This window comes from Pseudomonas sp. N40(2020) (assembly GCF_014472415.1).
GTDB lineage: Bacteria > Pseudomonadota > Gammaproteobacteria > Pseudomonadales > Pseudomonadaceae > Aquipseudomonas.
This window is the reverse complement of sequence record NZ_JACSZV010000056.1, coordinates 1-19,569: the sequence shown is the minus strand read 5'-3', so window position 1 is coordinate 19,569 and position 19,569 is coordinate 1. Positions and strand designations below refer to the sequence as shown.

9 protein-coding genes and 1 pseudogene are annotated in these 19,569 nt (G+C 59.0%); 5 read left to right on the top strand and 5 right to left on the bottom strand.

All coding sequences use genetic code 11. From position 1 onward, the window contains the following. The 3 genes from IAI51_RS25545 to IAI51_RS25535 all read right to left on the bottom strand — a co-directional run bounded on the left by IAI51_RS25545 (window position 1) and on the right by IAI51_RS25535 (window position 13,864). Complete coding sequence (locus IAI51_RS25545) at window positions 1-11,565, bottom strand: filamentous hemagglutinin N-terminal domain-containing protein (protein ID WP_187680998.1); 11,565 nt, start codon at window positions 11,563-11,565, stop codon at window positions 1-3. Window positions 11,566-11,590: 25 nt separating this feature from the next. Then, window positions 11,591-13,297, bottom strand: a complete 1,707-nt coding sequence (locus IAI51_RS25540; protein ID WP_187680997.1) for a ShlB/FhaC/HecB family hemolysin secretion/activation protein — start codon at window positions 13,295-13,297, stop codon at window positions 11,591-11,593. A gap of 111 nt (window positions 13,298-13,408) precedes the next feature. Then, window positions 13,409-13,864, bottom strand: coding sequence for a winged helix-turn-helix transcriptional regulator (locus tag IAI51_RS25535; protein WP_187680996.1), 456 nt, complete (start codon window positions 13,862-13,864; stop codon window positions 13,409-13,411). 174 nt (window positions 13,865-14,038) lie between these two features. Here IAI51_RS25535 and IAI51_RS25530 point away from each other — a divergent pair, with 174 nt between their 5' ends. From IAI51_RS25530 to IAI51_RS25520, 3 genes and pseudogenes are all read left to right on the top strand, one after another. Beyond that, the gene (locus tag IAI51_RS25530) at window positions 14,039-14,857 is read left to right on the top strand and encodes an alpha/beta fold hydrolase (RefSeq protein WP_187680995.1); all 819 of its coding nucleotides are present in this window, start codon (window positions 14,039-14,041) and stop codon (window positions 14,855-14,857) included. A 70-nt stretch (window positions 14,858-14,927) separates the two neighbouring features. Further along, window positions 14,928-15,125: pseudogene (locus IAI51_RS25525) on the top strand (cytosine permease); the annotation flags it as partial. A gap of 118 nt (window positions 15,126-15,243) precedes the next feature. After that, the gene (locus IAI51_RS25520) at window positions 15,244-15,867 is read left to right on the top strand and encodes a glutathione S-transferase family protein (RefSeq protein ID WP_187680994.1); all 624 of its coding nucleotides are present in this window, start codon (window positions 15,244-15,246) and stop codon (window positions 15,865-15,867) included. Between the two features lie 6 nt (window positions 15,868-15,873). Here IAI51_RS25520 and IAI51_RS25515 read toward each other — a convergent pair whose 3' ends face one another. After that, window positions 15,874-16,374, bottom strand: a complete 501-nt coding sequence (locus IAI51_RS25515; RefSeq protein ID WP_187680993.1) for a winged helix-turn-helix transcriptional regulator — start codon at window positions 16,372-16,374, stop codon at window positions 15,874-15,876. Between the two features lie 98 nt (window positions 16,375-16,472). Between IAI51_RS25515 and IAI51_RS25510 the strand changes: the two genes are divergently transcribed. Next, a complete protein-coding gene (locus IAI51_RS25510; RefSeq protein ID WP_187680992.1) occupies window positions 16,473-17,111 on the top strand; it encodes an isochorismatase family cysteine hydrolase in 639 nt (212 codons plus the stop codon). A gap of 45 nt (window positions 17,112-17,156) precedes the next feature. Here the strand turns inward: IAI51_RS25510 and ptrR are convergent, their stop codons facing one another. Next, on the bottom strand, window positions 17,157-18,035 hold the full coding sequence (gene ptrR, locus IAI51_RS25505) for a putrescine utilization regulator PtrR (RefSeq protein ID WP_187681015.1): 879 nt from the start codon (window positions 18,033-18,035) through the stop codon (window positions 17,157-17,159). 105 nt (window positions 18,036-18,140) lie between these two features. Between ptrR and IAI51_RS25500 the strand changes: the two genes are divergently transcribed. Continuing rightward, the gene (locus IAI51_RS25500; protein ID WP_187680991.1) at window positions 18,141-19,532 is read left to right on the top strand and encodes an aldehyde dehydrogenase family protein; all 1,392 of its coding nucleotides are present in this window, start codon (window positions 18,141-18,143) and stop codon (window positions 19,530-19,532) included. Window positions 19,533-19,569: the final 37 nt, after the last annotated feature.

The window sequence follows — 19,569 nt, the reverse complement described above, 5'->3', positions numbered from 1 at the left end:
CTACTTTTTTACCGTTTTAATATAGTCAGCAGGTACACACCCCTTGATCAGGCATTCTCCATCACGCGTGGCGTTCCCCAAGTCTCTTTCCGCGTTTATCAACGACTCCTTGTTTTTATTGGATGGGTTGTTTGTATATCGAGTGCGCGCCGCGTCAACTTTTGACTGTAGCTCCGCCGCCACCTGTTGACTCGTCAAAAACTTTGTATCTGGCAATGCACCGGAATCAATATCTTGCTGAAGTCGTTTGACATCAATCTCTATTTTGTTAGTGCCATAGTCTTTAGGGTTCGACGTTGCACTTGGGTCCGTAACTGAGATGTAAGGCGAGTTCTCAGCGCTACCACCACGCACGTGCGATTGAACGCTACCGGTGCCATCGATATTTGGCGGAACCAAATCGCCATTCTCGTTGATATGCGCTTTGGGTTTGCCGTTGCCATTTACCGTTGCACTGAAATCGTTGTCACTGCGTACTACGATATCACCTGGTTCCCTCGCGCTGCCAGTCCCGCTACCGGTGGATTTTGGCGAGTCCGCTGTTTCCGTGACCCCGTTCCTGGTCGCACTTTTGCTGCTACCCGGCTTACCGCCGCCCACGCTGTCTGCAAATACCTGGGCCATGTCGCCAGCAAAAGCGGCGCCCTCTCCGTCCCGTTGAACAACTATTTCGCTCGTGATCGTACCTAGAGCAGTTTCGTTGTTCTGGAAATTGGTATATCCAATAGCGGCGCCCGCATCGATGTTGCCGTCTCGTAACAGCTGCTCGGACAACGCACGAATCTTGGGCTGATCTTTCTGGAGCTGCGCCGATATCTCGTTGCAGGCACTGATATTCGTACGGCAAAGATCAGCCAGTTCTGCATTACGGTTTTCGTCGAGAGAAGCATATCGTTCGCGTACAGCGTTGAGACAGGTTTGGTCCTTGCATTTCGCCTGTTCTTCAAGCATCTCGACAATTTCATGGTGCAGCAGATAGTTGTAACTCGTCGCATCCCTCGCAATGTTCGCGCCGTCTTGCATGTTGCCATTACTCAACGCTGCAGTTGCAACGCCAACCAGTTGAGATGACATCGACAGTAGGTCAGGATCATTTTTCACCAGCACAGCCAATTCGCTGACTAACGCTTCATTCGCGCCTGCTGCCAGCGCTCCTGTTTTAAAGTCGCCACCGGCAGCCTCGTTGAGCAGCCCTCCCACCACAGCATGCAAGGCAATTTTTTGCAGGCTGCCATCTTTCCAGCCTTGACTCGCAGCAAAGTCCCCTACTGCGTTGAACGCAGCCGCATTCAGCGTGCTGATGACGGCTCCAGTTAAGGCGTCGCCGAAATCACCATGCCGTCCAAGCACGTTACCGACGGCGGTAGACGTAGTGTTCTGCAGCAACTGGTAGCCGGCGAATCGGCCAATCCCCTCCACACTACTGAGATCAGTAACTACGTTGCCGGCCTGATTGGTTGTCGTCTTCAGGACGTCTTTGAAATAGCCCGCAGTGAGACCAGCGGTCACACCGGAAATGACATAGCCTGTCAGTGCATCAGACGACGTTACGTCCTTGAAAACGGCTCCAAGGTTTCCACCGTTATTGATGAAACTGGTGGTGGCATTCGTAGCCGCACCGGTTGCTACAGCAGAAAGACCCGCTGCCCAAACAGGCCCAGCTCCGCTCAAAGCCGTTAACGCTGCCGGCCCAACCACTGCGGCCATCACAATTGCAATGACTATCTGCGACGCTGGCCCTAGTCCGGAATTGCTGTATTTGAACGACTCGTGAATCTCCTTCACTAGCCGCCAATCCACATCCCCGCGCGCCTCGGCGTCGTTCAACCATGCCAACTGTGGATCAGCTTTGACCATGCTGTCGATGGTCTGGCCGACGGATTGCTGGTTTACATCCTTGATGTCGATTTTCAGGCCATCAACGGCCTTGATCACGATCTTGCCATTGGCAATTATCTGGGTCTGGCGCAGGGTTTCGTCGGTGTTACCGCGACCTTTTGAAGAGACCCAAGCAGCGTTGTTATCGGTCTTGGTATGGCTTTCGTCATGAAGGTCTTTGACCCCTTCAAAAGTGATCCCCCCACCGCTGTCCAATGTGATGTTGTTGCCACTTTCAAGCTTGGCGACCTGATAAAGCTGATCGCCTCCGCTCTTGAGCGTCAGATCGCCGCCAGACTTGATCTCGGAGCCGACATACTTATTGTCGGTCACCTCGTCGTGCTGCATCTTCAGCTTGCCGAAGCCGCCCTTTTTCTTCATGTCGTACAGCGAGTAATCGGTGTCCTGTAAAGCCAGGATCTGCAGGTTGTCGCCGGCCACCAGATACGCTTCATCACCTGCCGTTACACGGCTGGAAATCAGACTCAGATCCTTCCCTGCATCAAGCCTGACGTCGCCGCCCGCCGTAATACCAGACATGACTTGGGAAACGTGGTCCTCCTGCCACGTTTCTTTCTTGTTTTTCGAGTTCGAATGTTCCTCATCGGCGGCCGAGGTAATCACCAGATTCTCGGTAGCCTTCATCGATACATCACGCTTGGCATCGATCTCACTGGCAATGACATTGATATCGCGCTTGGCGTCCGCCTTGAAATCACGCCCGGCATCAATATCGGCGCCCAGTTGCGTAACGCTGCTGACCGTTCCCCTCCAACCCAGCGAGGCACTGTCGTTAACCTGCACAGACGCCACATTGACGTCGCGACCGGCGTTTAACGCCATGTCCTGGCCGCTCTTCATCACGCCGCCGATGACGTTGATGTCCTTGGCTGCTTTGACGGTCAGGTCGTTGGCAGCCTCGATCCGGGCTGCGTTATCGGCGAAGTCCTGATGCCGGGTGACGGTGCCGTACTGGTCGTCCATCGAGGTGATGGTCCGCTCGTTGATCACATCGCCGGTGCGGGTGGTCAGGCTCACATCGCGTCCGGCGATGATGCCGCCAGCCTTGTTGACGATGTTGTTGGTCGCCAACAGATCCAGACGATTACCCGCCTCGATCGAACCGCTGTTGACCAGATCCTTGCCCGCCGTCGCCGACAGGTTATTGGTCGCTTTCAACGTGCCGACGTTATCGAGGTTTTCACCGGCAATCAGCGTCACATCGTTACCGGCAATCAGCGCACCGGTCGGGCCGAGACGGCCGTTGGCCTGGGCCAGATAAACCACCGGCACCAAGACTTTTTCGCCATTCACTTCATGCTCTTCGAGCCAGACGATGTCGTGGGTCAGCGCGGCGACTTGCTGCGCCGTGAGGCCGACGCCGACCGACAGGTTGAGTGCGTCCTTGCTGGCGATGGCATTGTTCATCAGGTACTTGAACATGCCCTCGTTGGAGGTTTGGCCGTCGAGGAAGGCCTGGCCGGTGCGGGCGGTGACGGCTTGCTGGATCAGGCGTTGTTCGTAGAGACCATCGCCGAGACGCTTGGCGCTCTGGTCAGGGTTAAAGCCGAGTTTTTCCAGCAGGTAATCCGAGCTCATGAATGACTTGAGGTCGGTGAGTACCGGGTTGGTTTCGATCAGGTATTTGTGCGGGTTGGACGGTGCCTGAGTGTCCGGCAGACCGGTGACGCGGGTGACCGGACGGTTGTCGATCAACTCTTTGGCGTCGTTGCCTCGATCTTTCATGCCCGGGCCGGCGGAACTCACCGGCACATTGACGTCGACCGCACTGGCGATAGCCTGAACCACGCTCGGGGTGCGGTGGAACGTGTCCACTGCGCGAGAGCTGTCGGAGACTTGCGCCGGGGCATCAATAAACAGATTGCGCGGGCCGCCAGTGGTGCCGGCGACTACGTGGTCCTGCGCAGTTACCGCTTCACTGCCGACGGTCCAGGTCGGAGCCGGCCCGGTGTTCCCTGACGATGCAGTGTTGCTGGTGCCCTGCCCGCTCAGCCGGAACAGACCGTTCTCGCCCGTCGGCAAAGAGAAGCCTGGCAGGCTCAGCGGATTGACTTGCTGTTGTGCAAGGTCCGGCGGCAGTTGGCTGTTGATGCGCACAACGACAGTGCCGCTGTTTCCGACCGCAGTATCAGCAACTTTGTTGGTACCACCGGTTGAGCTGTAGTCCTGATGGATAACGCTGTTTTCAATTTCCCGGGTGGCGGTAATCGAGACGTTGCCACCTGCCTGAATCACTGCGTTGCGCGAGTTCGTGGTGTCGGCAGTTCCCGTACTGTTAACCGGCTTCTCGACAGCAACGCCTTTTTCGAACGGTGCCAGTTCACTCGGTATTGCCATCAGATTATTGGGGTCATACATCGATGGCGTTGAGGTTTCAAAGCCAGCGGTATAACCAGACATGGCCCGGCCATATTTGCGACTACCGACGTTTTCGCCCGTCTCGGCGTCGACGATGACGATGCCATTGCCCACGGTTTTGGCGATCGCTTTACGGATCAGGCCTTCCGGCGCGATGACGTAATAAACAAATGGGAAATCAGGGTTGTTGCGCTGGTTGTACGGCAGGATCACGTTGGCCATGAATTGCGCCGTGGTGCCAGTGCCCATCTCGAAGTTGTACTGACGCGTGACTTCGACAGTCCCGCTCTTGGCACCGATATTCTTCAAACTGTCGGCAGTGATGGTGATGTTGCCACCCGCCGCTACCGTGCTTTTGCTGTTGAGGAACGTGCCACCTGTGAACGTAAAATCCTTGCCGACGTTGAACATCGCCGAGGCGCTGGTATCGGTGTCGAAGAATTGGTAAGTCTCGCGAGTGGCGAGGAAGTTGTTGAAGGTGCCGCCAACGCAGTCACCACAAGTTGCCGCGATGAACCCGGAAATGAGCTTGCGTTCAACCGATGCCGTCGGTCCTTCCGTACGGTTCTCGAACACATCGGCATTGATCGTGAACCCGCGCCCGCTCTCCATCGAGCCGGAAATGTTGTACACCCCCGCTGCCCGTGCTGCGCCGCCATACCCGCCTATCATCACATCGCCCAGACCGTAGAAATCACCGTGCTGGTTGGTCAACGTGCTGACGCCGAGCGTCATGTTGTTGCCGCTGAAAATAAGCCCACGGTCATTGAGCAGCGAAGGCGTGTTGACGATGAGGTTCTGCGCCGCGCCCAGGGTGCCGTAGTTGGTAACGCTGCCCGCATTGATCGTCAGGTCTTCGCTGGAGGTCATGCGTCCGGCGTTGGTGAGCTGCCCGCCGACATTGATGGTCGACGTTGCACCTACCGCGAAGCTGCCGCCCGCCGCGACGTTCATCTGCGCGACGGAAAGGTAAGCCCCACGCTGACTGGTCAAACGGCCGCTGCCGGCATAGGTGCCGCCGATTTGCATATCGAGGATGCCATCACTGGCAATCAAGCCATCATTGGTCCAGTTGCCGCCACGGATCTGCAGGGAATCGGAAGCCAGCAATTTGCCGCTGGCGGTCTGGCTGAATTGCCCGACGTTGACATTCAGGCGACCGGCCTGAATGACATTGGAGTTGCTCCAGCTGTCGGCATTGAGTTCCAGCAGCCCACCAGTGACGATGCTGCCGCCGGCGCCGATGACATTGGCGGTGGAGATGTCGAACTTGCCGCGGCCGACGTGGTTGAGTTGCCCGCCACCATTGAGGAAGCTGCCCACGGCCAAGGTCATGTCAGTATTGGCGGTTTCCAGCACGCCGTTGCGGTTGTCGAGCAAACCACCGATCTGGAACAGGGTCTTGCCGGTATTGCCCAGCGAACGCAGACGACCGTTCTGGTTGTTGACGCTGGCCGCTTTGACGGTCAGTTGAGTTTCGCTCTCGATAACGCCTGCGTTGTTGCTCAGCGCACCACTGAGACCGAAGTCGATGCGGTTGGCGGCAATTTGTCCGCTGGTGTTATCAAGACTTGCACCGATGACGCCCAACAGTCCTTTCGCATAAAGCACGCCATTGCCGTTATCCAGCGCCGCCGTGGTAATGCTGCTATCGCCTGCTTGCGCGGAGATCCGTCCGCCGTTGTTGCTCATGCCTGCCAATGCCGACAGCGTCAGGCTCTGTGCCTGAATGATGCCGCCCTGACGGTTGTTGTTCAGGTCGAAACCGTTGCGCAGAACGCCAACCGTACGTGCCTCCAATGCACCTTTGATGCTGGAGAGCGTGCCGCCACGGTTATCGATGTTGGCCGCTTTGATCGACACATCGCCGTTTTGCGCGATGACTTTGCCGCTCTGATTGTCGAAGTCACCACTGACCTCAAGCGTCAGCGCCTTCTCGCTCTGGATCGATCCCACGCCGTTGAGCAGGCTGGCTGCTTTGAGCTGAACATCGGCGTTCTTGCTGTAGATCAAGCCGTCAGTATTGTTTTTAACGGTGCCTGTCGCGGTGATTTGCAATTGGTCATTGGCGGCGAGAGTGCCCTTGTTGCTGTTGTCCAGCGAGCCGGTGCGCACGTCCAGGGTGTTCTGGCTGGCGACTTGGCCGTTTTGGTTGCGCAGATCGGTCACACCCTTGATCAGCATCGGACCGGCGCCGGCCAATTTGCCGGCGTTGTTGCTCAGGTCGCCGCTCAGGTCGAGGGTGATCGCGCCGTTAGCGGCAATCTGACCAGCGCTGTTGTCCAGGCGCGAAGCCGTGACATTGATCGCCTGTTGGGCGTTAACAGCGCCACCGGCATTGGTGAACGCGGTGCTGACGATATCCAGTGCCGCGCCACTGGCAATCAGGCCACCCTGATTGTTATTGAGCACGCCGTTCAGTGTCAGGGTCTGCCCCGCGCCACTGCTGAGATTGCCTTTGTTGCTGTTATCGAGGCTACCGGCCTTGATGCTCAGGCTGTTCTGGGCAACCACTGCGCCTGCGCCGCTGTTGAGCAGCGCGTCTTTGAGGTCAACCGACACATCGCCAAACTTGCTGGACAGCGTGCCGCTGTCGCGGTTGTCCAGGCTGTCACCGTTGACCGTGAGTCCTTGCCAGCCGGAGAGCAAGCCTTTCTGGTTAATCAGGCTGGTGCCGCGCAACAGCAGTTTTTCGCCGCTGATGATTTTCCCGGAGGTGTTGTTTACCGCTTGGGCGATGAGATCAAAACCGAGGTTGCTGGAGACTTCACCGCTCTGGTTGTTGAGGTCACGCAGACGGTTGAGAGTCAGTGGGCCTTTGGCGGTGAGCAGTCCGTTTTGGTTATTGAGGTCGCCATTGGCGAGATCGACGGTGACTGATTTGTCGCCCATCAGGCGACCACCGTTCTGGGTCAACGAGGTCAGCGTCAGGTTGATGTCACCGCTGGCGGAGACTTCGCCATCATTGCTTGAGTCCAGACCTTTTGCGGTCAGGGTCAGGTTGCCCTTGCTGATGATCAAACCACTGTCGCGGTTGTTGAGCTCGCCACTGTCGATGTGCAGCGCTTGCGCCGCGCTGATCAACCCGCTGTCATCGTTGCGCAGCAATCCATCCACGGTCAGTTCGAGGTCGCCTCGGCTGACCAGGCTGCCGCCGCTATTGTTCAGGCTGGCAGCGCGTGCATCAATCGACGCGGCGCCGATCAGGCCTTTGACGTTGTCCAGCGCGTTGGCAATGCGCAAGGTCAGGCCCTGATTGCTCAAAAGCTTGCCGTTGCTGTTATCCAGATTTTGCGCGGCCAAAGTGAACGCTTCACCGCTGGAAATGGTACCGCCCTGATTGTTGACGCCGTTGAGTTGCTTGAGCAGCAGCGCACCTGGCGCGTTGATCAGACCGTTCTGGTTGTTCAACTGGCCGTTGTTCAGGTCGAGGCTCAGGCGGGTGTTGCTGAACAGCTTGCCGCCCTGTTGATCGAGGCCCGAGACCGATGCGGTCAGCGCCCCCTGACTGCCGATACTACCGGCATCGTTGTTGGTCACTTGACCGGCAACGAGGTTGAGGGTGGCGGCGCTGCTGAGCGAACCACTGCTGTTATCGAAAGCACCGGTGGTGACGGTGACTGCACCTTTACCACTGAGCGTGCCTTGTTTGCGGTTATCGAGGCTGCGGCTGTTGAGTGAAAGCGCACCGTCAGTAACGATTTGGCCACCCTGGTTATCGACGCTGCCGTCGCTTTCGAGGGTCAGATCGGCGGCACTGGAAAGACTGCCCTTAATGTTGATCAGTTGGGCTGTCTTGACGCCCAATGTGCCCTCACTGCTGACTTTGCCTTGGGTGTTATCGAATGCACCGTCGAGGGTCAGTTGCGTGTTTTGCTGGCTGAGCAACTCGCCGCCGCTGTTGTTCAGCGATTGCCCTCGTACACTCAGTAGCGTGGCGGCGCTGATCAGGCCTTTGTTGCGGTTGATCAGTTCATCGACGGTCAGGGTCAACGCCTTGCCGCTGAAGATTTTGCCTGCATCGCTGTTGTCGAGTTTTTTACCCGTCACCATCAGATTGCTGTTGGTGCTGATTTCGCCGCCACGGTTGTCCAGATCATCGACCGTCAAGGTCAGGTCTTTGCTGGCACCGAGCAAGCCCGTTTGACGGTTATCGAGCACATCGGCGTGTACTTCGAGCGCGCCGGTGGCGACCAATTTACCTTTCTGGTTATTGACGTTTCTAGCGTTGACGATGGCATCGGACTTGCCAGCGATGCTGCCGCCACGGTTATCCAGCAAGTCGGCCGTGAGCGTCAGTTGATCGTCGGCGATGACTGTGCCGAGCTGGTTATCCAGCGTCTTGTCGGTCGTCAGCAGCAACTCGCCGCGACTGCTGATCAGGCCTTCGTGGTTGTCGAGGCTGTTGCTATGGCTGTCCAGCGATGCGCCGGATATGACGCCTTTGACGTTGTTCAACGCCTGCGCAATGCGCAACGTCAGACCCTGTTGGCTGATCAGTTTGCCGTTGCTGTTGTCCAGGTCATGCGCCGCGATCTCGAACGCTTGCTGGCTGGAAATTTCACCGCCCTGGTTGTTTAAGCCGTTGAGGTTTTTCAGCAGCAGCGTGCCGGGTGCGTTGATCAGACCCTTCTGGTTGTTCAACTGACCGTTGTTCAGATCAAGGGTCAGATCGGACTTGCTGAACAGTTCGCCGCCCTGCTGATCCAGCCCGGTGACCGACACGTCCAGCGCTTGCTGACTGGCGATCCGGCCAGTGGCGTTGTTGACCTGTGCGGCGTTGAGCTTCAACGACGCCTCGCTGGTCAGTTTCCCGCCCAGGCTGTTGTCGAAGTCGCCGGTATCAACCCGGCTGACGCCTTTGCCGAAAATCACACCTTTGTGGCTGTTATCCAGACTGGCGCTGTTGAGGGTCAACGTATTGTCGGTGCTGATCGAACCGGCGTGGTTGATCACTGCGCCACGGCTGGTGATCTTCAGAATGCCGGCGCTGCTCAGGCTGCCGGCGCTGTTGTCGATTCGTCCGACATTGGCTGTCAGCGTGCCTTCACTGCTGATATTGCCCTGAGCGTTGATCAGCGCATCGTCGAGGGTAATCACCAGACCGCTGAGGCTGTTGAAGCGACCACCGCTGTTGTCCAGAGTATTGCCGGTGAGGGTGGCTGTGCCTTTGGCGTTGATCAGGCCTTTGCTCTGGTTGATCAGCTTAGCCACGGTCAGACCGAGGTCAGTCCCGCCGAGAATTTTGCCGCCATCGCTGTTATCCAGGCGCTGGCCCTTGATGTTCAGCAGCAGGTTGCTGGAGATTTCACCGGTGCGGTTGTCGATATCGTCGACATTCAACGTCAGCGCTTTTGTACTGCCGATCAGCCCGCCATTGCGGTTGTCGAGGGTTTTACCGGTCAGGCTCAGATTGCCTTGGGAGACCAAAGCTCCGCCCTGTTGCTGCAGCAAACCGATGGTGGCGGTGAGGTCGTTCTGGCTGGAAATTCGGCCTTTGGCATTCTGCACTTCACTGGCGTTCAAGTTGACCGGGCCGGCGGCGCTGACCAATCCGCCGCTGTTATCCAGACGCGTGCCGGTGTAGGCAATACCCGCCTTGCCGCTGACCATGCCTTTGTCGCGGTTGTCCAGACGATCGACATTCAGCGTCAATTGCTGATCGGCCTGAATAACGCCGCCACGGTTATCCGCCGTATCGCCGCGCAGTGCCAAGGTGCTTTTGCCGATGACTTTACCGTCGCGGTTGTCGAGGCTGCCGGTTTGCGCATCGATGGCACCTTTGGCGGTGATTTCACCTTTGTTGCGGTTGTCGAGCAGACCACTGACGCGCAACGTCATGCCGCCATCGCTGACCAGCACACCGGCCTCGCGGTTATCGAGGCTGGCCGCTTTGAAATTGACCGATTGGCCGGAACCCAGCACACCGTCACGGTTATCCATGACGCCGCTGAGGTCGATAGCCAGCCCCAGATCGCCGAGGATCTGGCCACTTCGGTTATTCACTGTGCCGGCGATGACACGGGTGATGCCACTGCTGGAAATTTCACCGTTTTGGTTGTTCAGGGTTTGCGCGGTGTTGACCGTCAGGTTGCGGCTGGCGGTGAGGCTTTTGCCGTTGTTGTCGAAGTTCTGCGCGCTCAGGCTCAAGTCGCCTGTGGCATTGCGGCTGCCGTCGGCGTTAACGCCCGCTTCGATGGCGCCGGCGTTGGTCAACTGGCCACCGGCGCTGAGGTTGATACTGTCGCGGGCGGCGAGGGTTTGGCGGTTGGTCAGGTTGCCTTGGGTTTGCACGTTTAGCGCCGTGCCTACATAAACCGGACCCTGCGCATCGAGGCTGGCAGCCTTGACGTTGACCGCGCCGGTCGCCGAGGTATCGGCCAGACTCAACTGGCCGTTGGCATCGAGCTGAATATCGCCACCACTGGCAATCAGTTTGCCGTCGAGTTTCACCCCGACCCCGGCCTCAGTGCCGACCAGTTTGATCGCCCCGGCGTACATGCCGCCCAGCGCCGAGGAGTCGATCGCCAACTGCGGCTTGGCGCTGCCATCATCGGCACGGGCCGTGGCATTCAAGGTTTGCGCGTTGACGTCGTTGCGCCCGGCAACAATCGTCAGGTTCTGTGCCTGGAGTTGCGCGTTGATTTTGGCGCTGCGGGTGATGATTTCGAAACGGTCGACGTTGGTAGCGTTAAGCCCCGCGCCTTCGATGGCCACAGAGCCCTGATCGACCTGGAATCGATCCAGCCGACCGTTGTCGAGCACGGGTTTACCAGTGGTCAGCGTGACGCGCGGCGAGTTGATAAAGCCGCAACCGTTGCAGGTGATGCCGTACGGGTTGGCGACAATCACCCGCGCCGACTGCCCCGCTACCTCGGTGTAACCGCGCAACTGGCTCGGGTTACCACTGATGACTTCGTTGAGAATCGCCTGCGCCGAACCGCTGTTCTTCAGGTTCGGGTTGCCGACAATGTGGCCGCCCAGTTGCGTGGCCGTGGTCTGCCCGGAACCGTTGTTGAGGATGACGCCCTGCGCGCCGACGTTGTAATCATGGAACTGGTTGTGCGACAACCCGCTGCCATTGGGCGTGGCGATGTTGATGATCGGCACGCCGTTGCCGGCCCGATCCAGCGAGGTGTTCGGGTTGGCCACCACGATGCCATCCGCCTGCGCCCACATCGGTTGCCAGAACATGACGTTCGCCAGCAGGAACGCCAGACCGCGTTTTGGCATGCCCAGGAAGTGTTCGCGGTGTTTTACGGCAGCAGAAGGCTGACTGGCCAGGTAGGCCAGTTGACGGATGTCCATGTCAGAATCTCGGGGCAGGCAAAAATTAGATGAAGAAATCCAGGCGGAAATAGATCGGCGCTTCGCGCTCGGTCAGCGCCTCCGGTCGTTCCAGGGAATGGGCAAACGTCACGCTGGCGGCGACGTTCTGGCCACGGGCGAACAGCTCGAGCGAGTTGCTCGACATGCGCCCGTGCTGATCGCCGTTGTAGCGATCGCCACGAATCACGCCCTGGTCGTAACCGAGGCTGGTGCCATATTCGGCGAACACCGGCTGTAGCCATTCGAGGGTCACCGGACGCGCCCAGCGCAGGTCGTTGCGCCAGTAACCGCCGCTGTCGCCGGACAACGATTGGTCCTTGTAGCCACGGATCGACGACGACCCGCCAAGGCTGGTGCGCTGCGAGCTGAACAGCGCGTCTTCGCTGCGCTGGCCGGTCATCAGGCTGCTGAAGCTGAAGGACTCACCCCACACCTTGAACGGCTGCAAGTAGCTCAGGGTGGCGGTGTATTTGCGGTAACGCGCATTCGGCTCGCCGGGACCTGGATCGTGGCTGCCCTGCGCATCGAATGCGCCGATGCCTTCCTGCATGCCGGCGTCGAAGTTGACGAACGCACTGCCGACACGGCGGCCGTGGTTGAAGCCGAACTGCGCTTCGCTGATGCGGTTGCTGCTCAGCTTGAGTTTGCTGTCTTCGATATAGGCGTTGGTGCGCAGGTAAGACAGGCCGGCGTTGAGCGAGGTCTTGCTGACGGCGTCGCGGTGGATCACACGCTCAGCGCGGATCTGATGGTTTTCGCTATCGCCGGTCTGCTTGAAGTTGTAGCCGTTGGCAGCGATCTGCGAGCGGTATTCGCTCTGGCTGTAGGTGTAGCTGAAGTTCCACCAGCCCCATGGCAAGTTGTAATTGAGCATGGCGTTGTTGGAGGTGTGCTGGTGATCGGTCATCGCGTCGTGACCGCCACGCAGGCTCAACTGATCGGCCAGGCCCAACGGGCTGTCCCAATCGAACGTCGTGCCCCACTGTTGCTCGCCGGTGCTGCGCTGGCCGTCGTTGTTACGCGACAAGCCTGCACGCCAGGGCTTCTGCGGGGTGTTGTTGACCAGCACTTCGCTGCCGCCGACGTTCTGGCCCGGTGCCAACTCCATTTTTGCCTGATTGGACGGCAGGCGATTGAGTTGATCGACCATCTGCTCAATCTCGCGCAGGTTGACCAGTTCGCCCGACTTGCCGGGAAACGCCATGGCCAGTTCGCGCTCCGACAGCTTGCTGTTCTCGGCGCCTTTCATGCCTTCAAGCTTGCCCTCGACCACCAGCACCTTCAGATGTCCGCCGGACAGATCCTGTTGCGGCAGGTAGGCACGGCTGGTTACCAGACCTTTCTCGATGTAGTAATCGGTGATGACTTTGAGCAGCTCGTTGAGCTGCGGCACACCGAGGCATTCGCCGATGTAGGGTTTGAGCAGGCGAGCCTTGTCGCGCTCGGAAAGGCTGTCGGCGCCCTTGAGTTCGATGTCCTTGATCGGGAAGCAGCGGGTGTCGGTCGGCGCTGCCGGTTGTGCGGGTTTGACGTCCTTGCCGGGCAGGTCCTTGAGTTCTTCGAGACGCCGTTGCTGCTCTTCGAGCAGACGGTTCTGGCGTTCGCGGATCACATCGGTGTCGCCGGGGGTGGGTGCAGCGGCGGCGAATTGGAGCGGAGACAGGCACAGCAAAGCTACGCACAACCTCGCCACGAGGGCGGGTGGGTACATGTTCGATCCCTCGAGACGGAGAATGACATCAAAATAGTGGCGCGATATTAGATGGCCATCATTTTGACGTCAAATATAAGTTTTGTCCGTCTATCGGGGGGTTGCCCGTAGTCAAAGTCCGTAATCAACACCTAAACGGGTCGCGACGTCCTGCGGCGCCAGTACGCGACCGTCGGCCGATATCAATTCCAGCTTCCTGATCGGCTGACGATGCTTCGCATCAACCATGACCGAGCCCGGCTCACCCGGCGCGTACATGAACTCGCCGCCCCATTGCGATAGCGCGACTATTACGGTCTGCAACGCCTTGCCGCGTTCTGTCAGCACATATTCCTTGTAGGCTCCACCTTCGGCCGCCGGCACCGTTTGCAGGATCCCCTGCTCTACCAGCGCCTTGAGGCGGGCACTGAGCATGTTCTTGGCGATATCGAGGTTCTTCTGAAAATCACTGAACCGGCGAATCCCGTCCAGCGCATTGCGAATGATCAACAACGACCACCAGTCGCCGATCAGGTCCAGTGTCCGGGCGACCGGGCAGGCATTGCCCTGCAGGCTTTTGCGCTTCACGTCTAAGTACTCCATCGAATCGGTGATCAGCCTCGCGGTTCAGGGTTGCATCATACAACCCTGAACGGCAATCGAACCCAGCACCTGCATACAAGTGGTTCGTCATGATTGCGCGGATAGTGAACGCTGCCATTTCGGCATGTCTTTCAAAAGAACCCTGACCAAGGAGCTTCCATGAGCACGTTCACCACGCAAGACGGCACCGAGATCTATTACAAGGACTGGGGCAGCGGTAAGCCCGTGCTGTTCAGCCACGGCTGGCCGCTGGATGCCGACATGTGGGAATACCAGATGGAATACCTGAGCAGCCGCGGCTACCGCACCATCGCTTTCGACCGTCGCGGTTTCGGCCGTTCCGATCAGCCGTGGACCGGTTATGACTACGACACCTTTGCCGATGACATCGCGCAATTGATCAATCATCTGGACCTGCGTGAAGTGACACTGGTGGGCTTCTCCATGGGCGGCGGCGACGTCAGCCGTTACATCGCCCGCCACGGTAGCGAGCGCGTTGCAGGGCTGGTGTTGCTGGGCGCCGTGACGCCACTGTTCGGCCAGAAGCCGGACTTCCCGCAAGGCGTCGAGAAATCGGTGTTCGACGGCATCAAGTCTGGCCTGCTCAAGGATCGTGCGCAGTTCATCGCGGATTTCGCTGCGCCGTTCTACGGCACCAATCAGGGTCAGAAGGTCTCCGACGGCGTACTGACCCAGACGCTGAACGTCGCCCTGTTGGCCTCGCTCAAAGGCACCGTGGATTGCGTCACCGCGTTCTCGGAAACCGACTTCCGCCCGGACATGGGCAAGATCGATGTACCGACCTTGGTGATTCATGGTGACGGCGATCAGATCGTGCCGTTCGAAACCACTGGCAAGCAGGCGGCTGCGCAGATCAAGGGTGCCGAGTTGAAGGTCTACGCGGGCGCACCGCACGGTTTTGCGGTGACTCACGCGCAAGCGTTGAATGAAGATCTGTTGGCATTCCTTAACCGCTGACAGCAGGCACTGTTTTTTCGTCAATCAGGCCGGGCATGTCCCGGCCTTTTTCCGCCTACAGGCTGCAAACGTGGTCGACAGTGTTCCGGTGCCGGTCGGCATCGTCATCGGTGCCCTCGGTTCGGGGATCATCGGCTACCGCTTCATCCATGTGCTCAACCGCATCGGTACGTGGGTGCAGGGGATCGGCATCGTCGTCGGCTTCGGCTATATCTTCACGCACATTCAGACCGATGATTTCCTCACCCGTGGCAGCTTCAACCTCTCCGTTGGCGAGCAGTCATTGAGGTTGCTTTGATGAAAACGGAAGGCCCGCCGTGTGCGGGCCTTCTGCATTGGAGTGTGGTATTTGTTGGCGACCAATCACTACCGGACAGGGAAATCCAATGCTGCGAATACTGGGCAGAGCTTCGTCGATCAACGTGCGCAAAGTGCTCTGGGCCTGCGCTGAAATTGACATTGCATTCGAGCGTGAGGACTGGGGCACAGGCTTTCGGTCGACTGAATCAGCGGAGTTTCTCGCCTTGAATCCCTGCGCCATGGTGCCGGTGATTCAGGACGGTGATTTCACCCTGTGGGAATCGAACACGATCATTCGTTATCTGGCGGCTAATTTCCAAGGCTTGCACCTCTATCCAGCCGAACCACAAGTCCGGGCGCGGGTTGATCAGTGGATCGACTGGCAGGCTTCGGAACTGAACCGCTCGTGGTCGTATCCCTTCATGTCGTTGGTGCGCCACTCGCCGGACTATCAGGACAGCACCGCGCTGGCCGCCGGGATCGAGCAGTGGTCGAAGAACATGAAAATCCTCGACCGACAGCTGGAAAAAACCGGCGCCTACGTCAGCGGCGAGCAGTTTTCTCTCGCTGACATCCCCATCGGGCTGTCGGTCAATCGCTGGTTCGAAACCCCGCTCAAGCATCCGCACCTGTCGGCAGTTAATGCCTATTACGAGCGTCTGAGCCAACGGCCCGGCTTTCTGCTGCACGGACGCAACGGCACGCCGTGATCGACGCTATTTCGCCTTGAACGCCTCACGCCGCGCCTGCCGTTCGGCGGCGTAGGCTTCTTGCGGCTGGCTGATCAGGTCTTCACGCCGCAACGGCTCGCCACAGTGATCACACAGCGGACCGAGACCTGCGCTGTGATTGCAATGCTTGTGGGTCATGTTCACCGCCAGCCCTTCCTCCGGTGCCTTGCACCAGGTTTCGCCCCACTTTCGCAAAGCAATGACCACCGGGTAGAACGCCTCGCCTTTCGCGGTGAGGTGGTACTCGTAGCGTTTCGGCCGCTCGTTGTACAAGCGACGCTCGACCAGTCCGTCCGCCTCGAGGCTTTTCAGACGAGCGGCGACCATCTGCGGGGTGCCCCCGGTCTGCGCCTGGATCTCGTCATAACGATGGTTGCCCATGAACAACTCGCGCAAAACCAGCACCGTCCAGCGGTCGCCGACGATCGCCTCGGCCCGGTAAATCGGGCAAAGGGTCTGCGCAGGAGAGCTATCGTTTACAACCATCAGGGCTTGCCTCATTTACATTTACTATGATTATCATATCAACTCGATGTCGGGAGAAGTCCTGCGCAACGATCAATCCAATTGCCGGAGCAACAGCCATGTCGCATTCTTCCTATCCACTCGACCGCACCGCTTACCTGCTGGTCGATCCGTACAACGACTTTCTCTCGGACGGTGGCAAGATCTTCCCGCTGATCAAACCGATGGCCGAGCAGAACGGCTTGCTCGATAACCTGCGCAAACTCGACCGCGCGGTGCGCGAGCTAGACATTCCGGTGGTCATCGTACCCCATCATCGCTGGGAAAAAGGTGACTACGAAAACTGGGATCACCCCACACCGACCCAATGCAAGATCATGCACATGCACCATTTTGCCCGTGGCGAATGGGGCGGCGAATGGCACCCGGATTTCGCACCGAAGGATGGCGACATCGTCGTGCAGGAACACTGGGGCTCCAGTGGTTTCGCCAACACCGACCTGGATTTTCGGCTGAAGCAGAAAGGCATCACCCACGTGATCATCGTCGGCCTGCTGGCCAACACCTGCATCGAGGCCACCGCCCGCTATGCGTCGGAGTTGGGTTACCACGTGACCCTGGTGCGCGATGCCACCGCCGCTTTCAAAGCGGAGATGATGCACGCCGCCCACGAGCTCAACGGCCCGACCTTCGCCCACGTCATCGCCAGCACCGACGAACTGATCGCCAGCCTCAAGCCACAGGGTGAATCGAAATGAGTCTGGTGGGCGCTGCGTAGGTCGTTGCGGGCTGAGAGGCGCCAGTCACTCCCCTGCCCGCACCACCCCACGCTCCTCCAGCAAGCGCACAAACATGCTCAAACTGCGCGACACCGTCCCGCGCCGCCACACCAGCCAGGTGGTCAGATAACGAAAATCTGCCGTCAGCGGCCAGACACTGACCGTTGCGCTGCCGGGCATGCTCTGCAGCATTTTGCGCGGCATCAGGGCCAGGCCGGCGCCCGCGCTGACGCAGGCGAGCATGCCGTGGTAGGACTCCATTTCGAAGATCTTGCCAGGCACCGCAGCGTCGATGCTGAACCATTTTTCGAAGTGATGACGGTAAGAGCAGTTGGAGCGAAACGCATAAATGTTCTCACCGTTCACATCCGCCGCACGCTGCACTGCGGCGTGATGGAGCGGCGCAATGATGACCATCTCTTCTTCAAACGCAGGCACGCCTTCCAGCGCCGGATGCAGCACCGGGCCGTCAACGAACGCGGCCGCAAGACGCCCGGACAGTACGCCTTCGATCATCGTCCCGGACGGCCCGGTGGACAGGTCCAGATCGACTTTCGGATGCAGTTGGTTGTACGCCGCCAGCAGCTCAGGAATACGCACCGCCGCCGTGCTTTCCAGCGAACCCAAGGGAAACGCGCCTTGCGGTTCCTCCCCCGCCACGGTGGCTCGCGCCTCTTGAACCAGATCGAGAATGCGGCGAGCGTATTCGAGAAAACTCCAGCCAGCAGGCGACAGTCGCAAACGACTTTTCTCGCGAATAAACAGGTCGACACCCAGATCCTGCTCCAACTGCTTGATGCGCGTGGTCAGGTTCGACGGCACGCGATGGATCTGCGCCGCGGCGGCGCTGATGCTGCCGTGTTCGGCAACGGCTTTGAAGATTTCCAGCTGCACCAGATCCACAGTCATTCTCCAATCGTGAAAGAAACTATCTTTATTATTCAGTTTCCAGAAAACAAACACCACCCTACTCTAGGCACATCACATTCGACACGCAGGACGAAAGCCATGAGCCAGATTTCCAGCCAGACCCACGCCATCTCGATCAACCCTGCCACCGGCGAGCAGATCGGTCAGTACGCCTTTGAATCCGCCGAAGCCCTCGATGCCGCGCTGACCCGCGCCGCGTTCGGCTTCTCGAAATGGAAGCGCAAGCCGCTGCAGGATCGCTCCCGCGCGCTGACCGCCCTTGCCGGTGCTCTGCGTGAAGGCGCCGAAGCCATGGCGACCATGATCACCCTGGAAATGGGCAAGCCCATTGCCCAGGCTCGTGGCGAAATCGAAAAATGCGCCAAGCTCTGCGAGTGGTACGCCGAACACGGCCCGGCCATGCTTGACGCCGAGGCGACCCAGGTCGAAGGCGGCAAGGCGCGCATCGAATACCGTCCGCTCGGCTCGATTCTGGCGGTGATGCCGTGGAACTTCCCGATCTGGCAAGTGCTGCGCGGCGCAGTACCGACGCTCCTCGCCGGCAACACCTACGTGCTCAAGCATGCGCCGAACGTGATGGGCAGCGCCTATCTGCTGCGTGATGCCTTCAAGCGCGCCGGTTTCGCCGATGGCGTGTTTGAAGTGCTCAACGTCACCCCGGAAGGCGTTTCCACCGCCATTGCTGACCCGCGCATTGCCGCCGTCACCCTGACCGGTAGCGTGCGCGCCGGCATGGCGATCGGCGCCCAGGCCGGCGCCGCGTTGAAAAAATGCGTGCTGGAACTCGGCGGCTCCGATCCGTTTATCGTGCTCAACGACGCTGATATCGACGAAGCGGTGCAAGCCGCCGTGATCGGTCGCTACCAGAACTCCGGCCAGGTCTGCGCCGCAGCCAAGCGTTTGATTATCGAGGAAGGCGTGGTCGAAGAGTTCACCCGCAAGTTCGTCGAAGCCACGCGCAAGCTGAAAGTCGGCGATCCACTGTCCGCCGACACGTACATCGGCCCGATGGCGCGCTTCGATTTGCGTGACGAACTGGATCAACAAGTGCGCGACACCCTCGAAGAAGGCGCGACCCTGCTGCTGGGTGGCGGCAAGGCTGAAGGTGCGGGCAACTACTACGAACCGACCGTGCTGGCCGACGTCACCGATCGCATGACCTCGTTCAAACAGGAACTGTTCGGCCCGGTCGCCTCGATCATCACCGCCCGTGACTGCGCGCATGCCATCGCTTTGGCCAACGACAGCGAGTTCGGCCTGACCGCGACGATCTACACCGCCAATGTGCAACTGGCCCAGCAACTGACCAGCGAACTGGAAACCGGCGGCGTGTTCATCAACGGCTACTCCGCCAGTGACCCTCGCGTGACCTTCGGTGGCGTGAAGAAAAGCGGTTTCGGCCGTGAGCTGTCGCACTTCGGTGTGCGCGAATTCTGCAATGCGCAAACCGTGTGGCTGGATCGCAAATAATCCGGACACCTAAAACCCTGTAGGAGCTGCCGCAGGC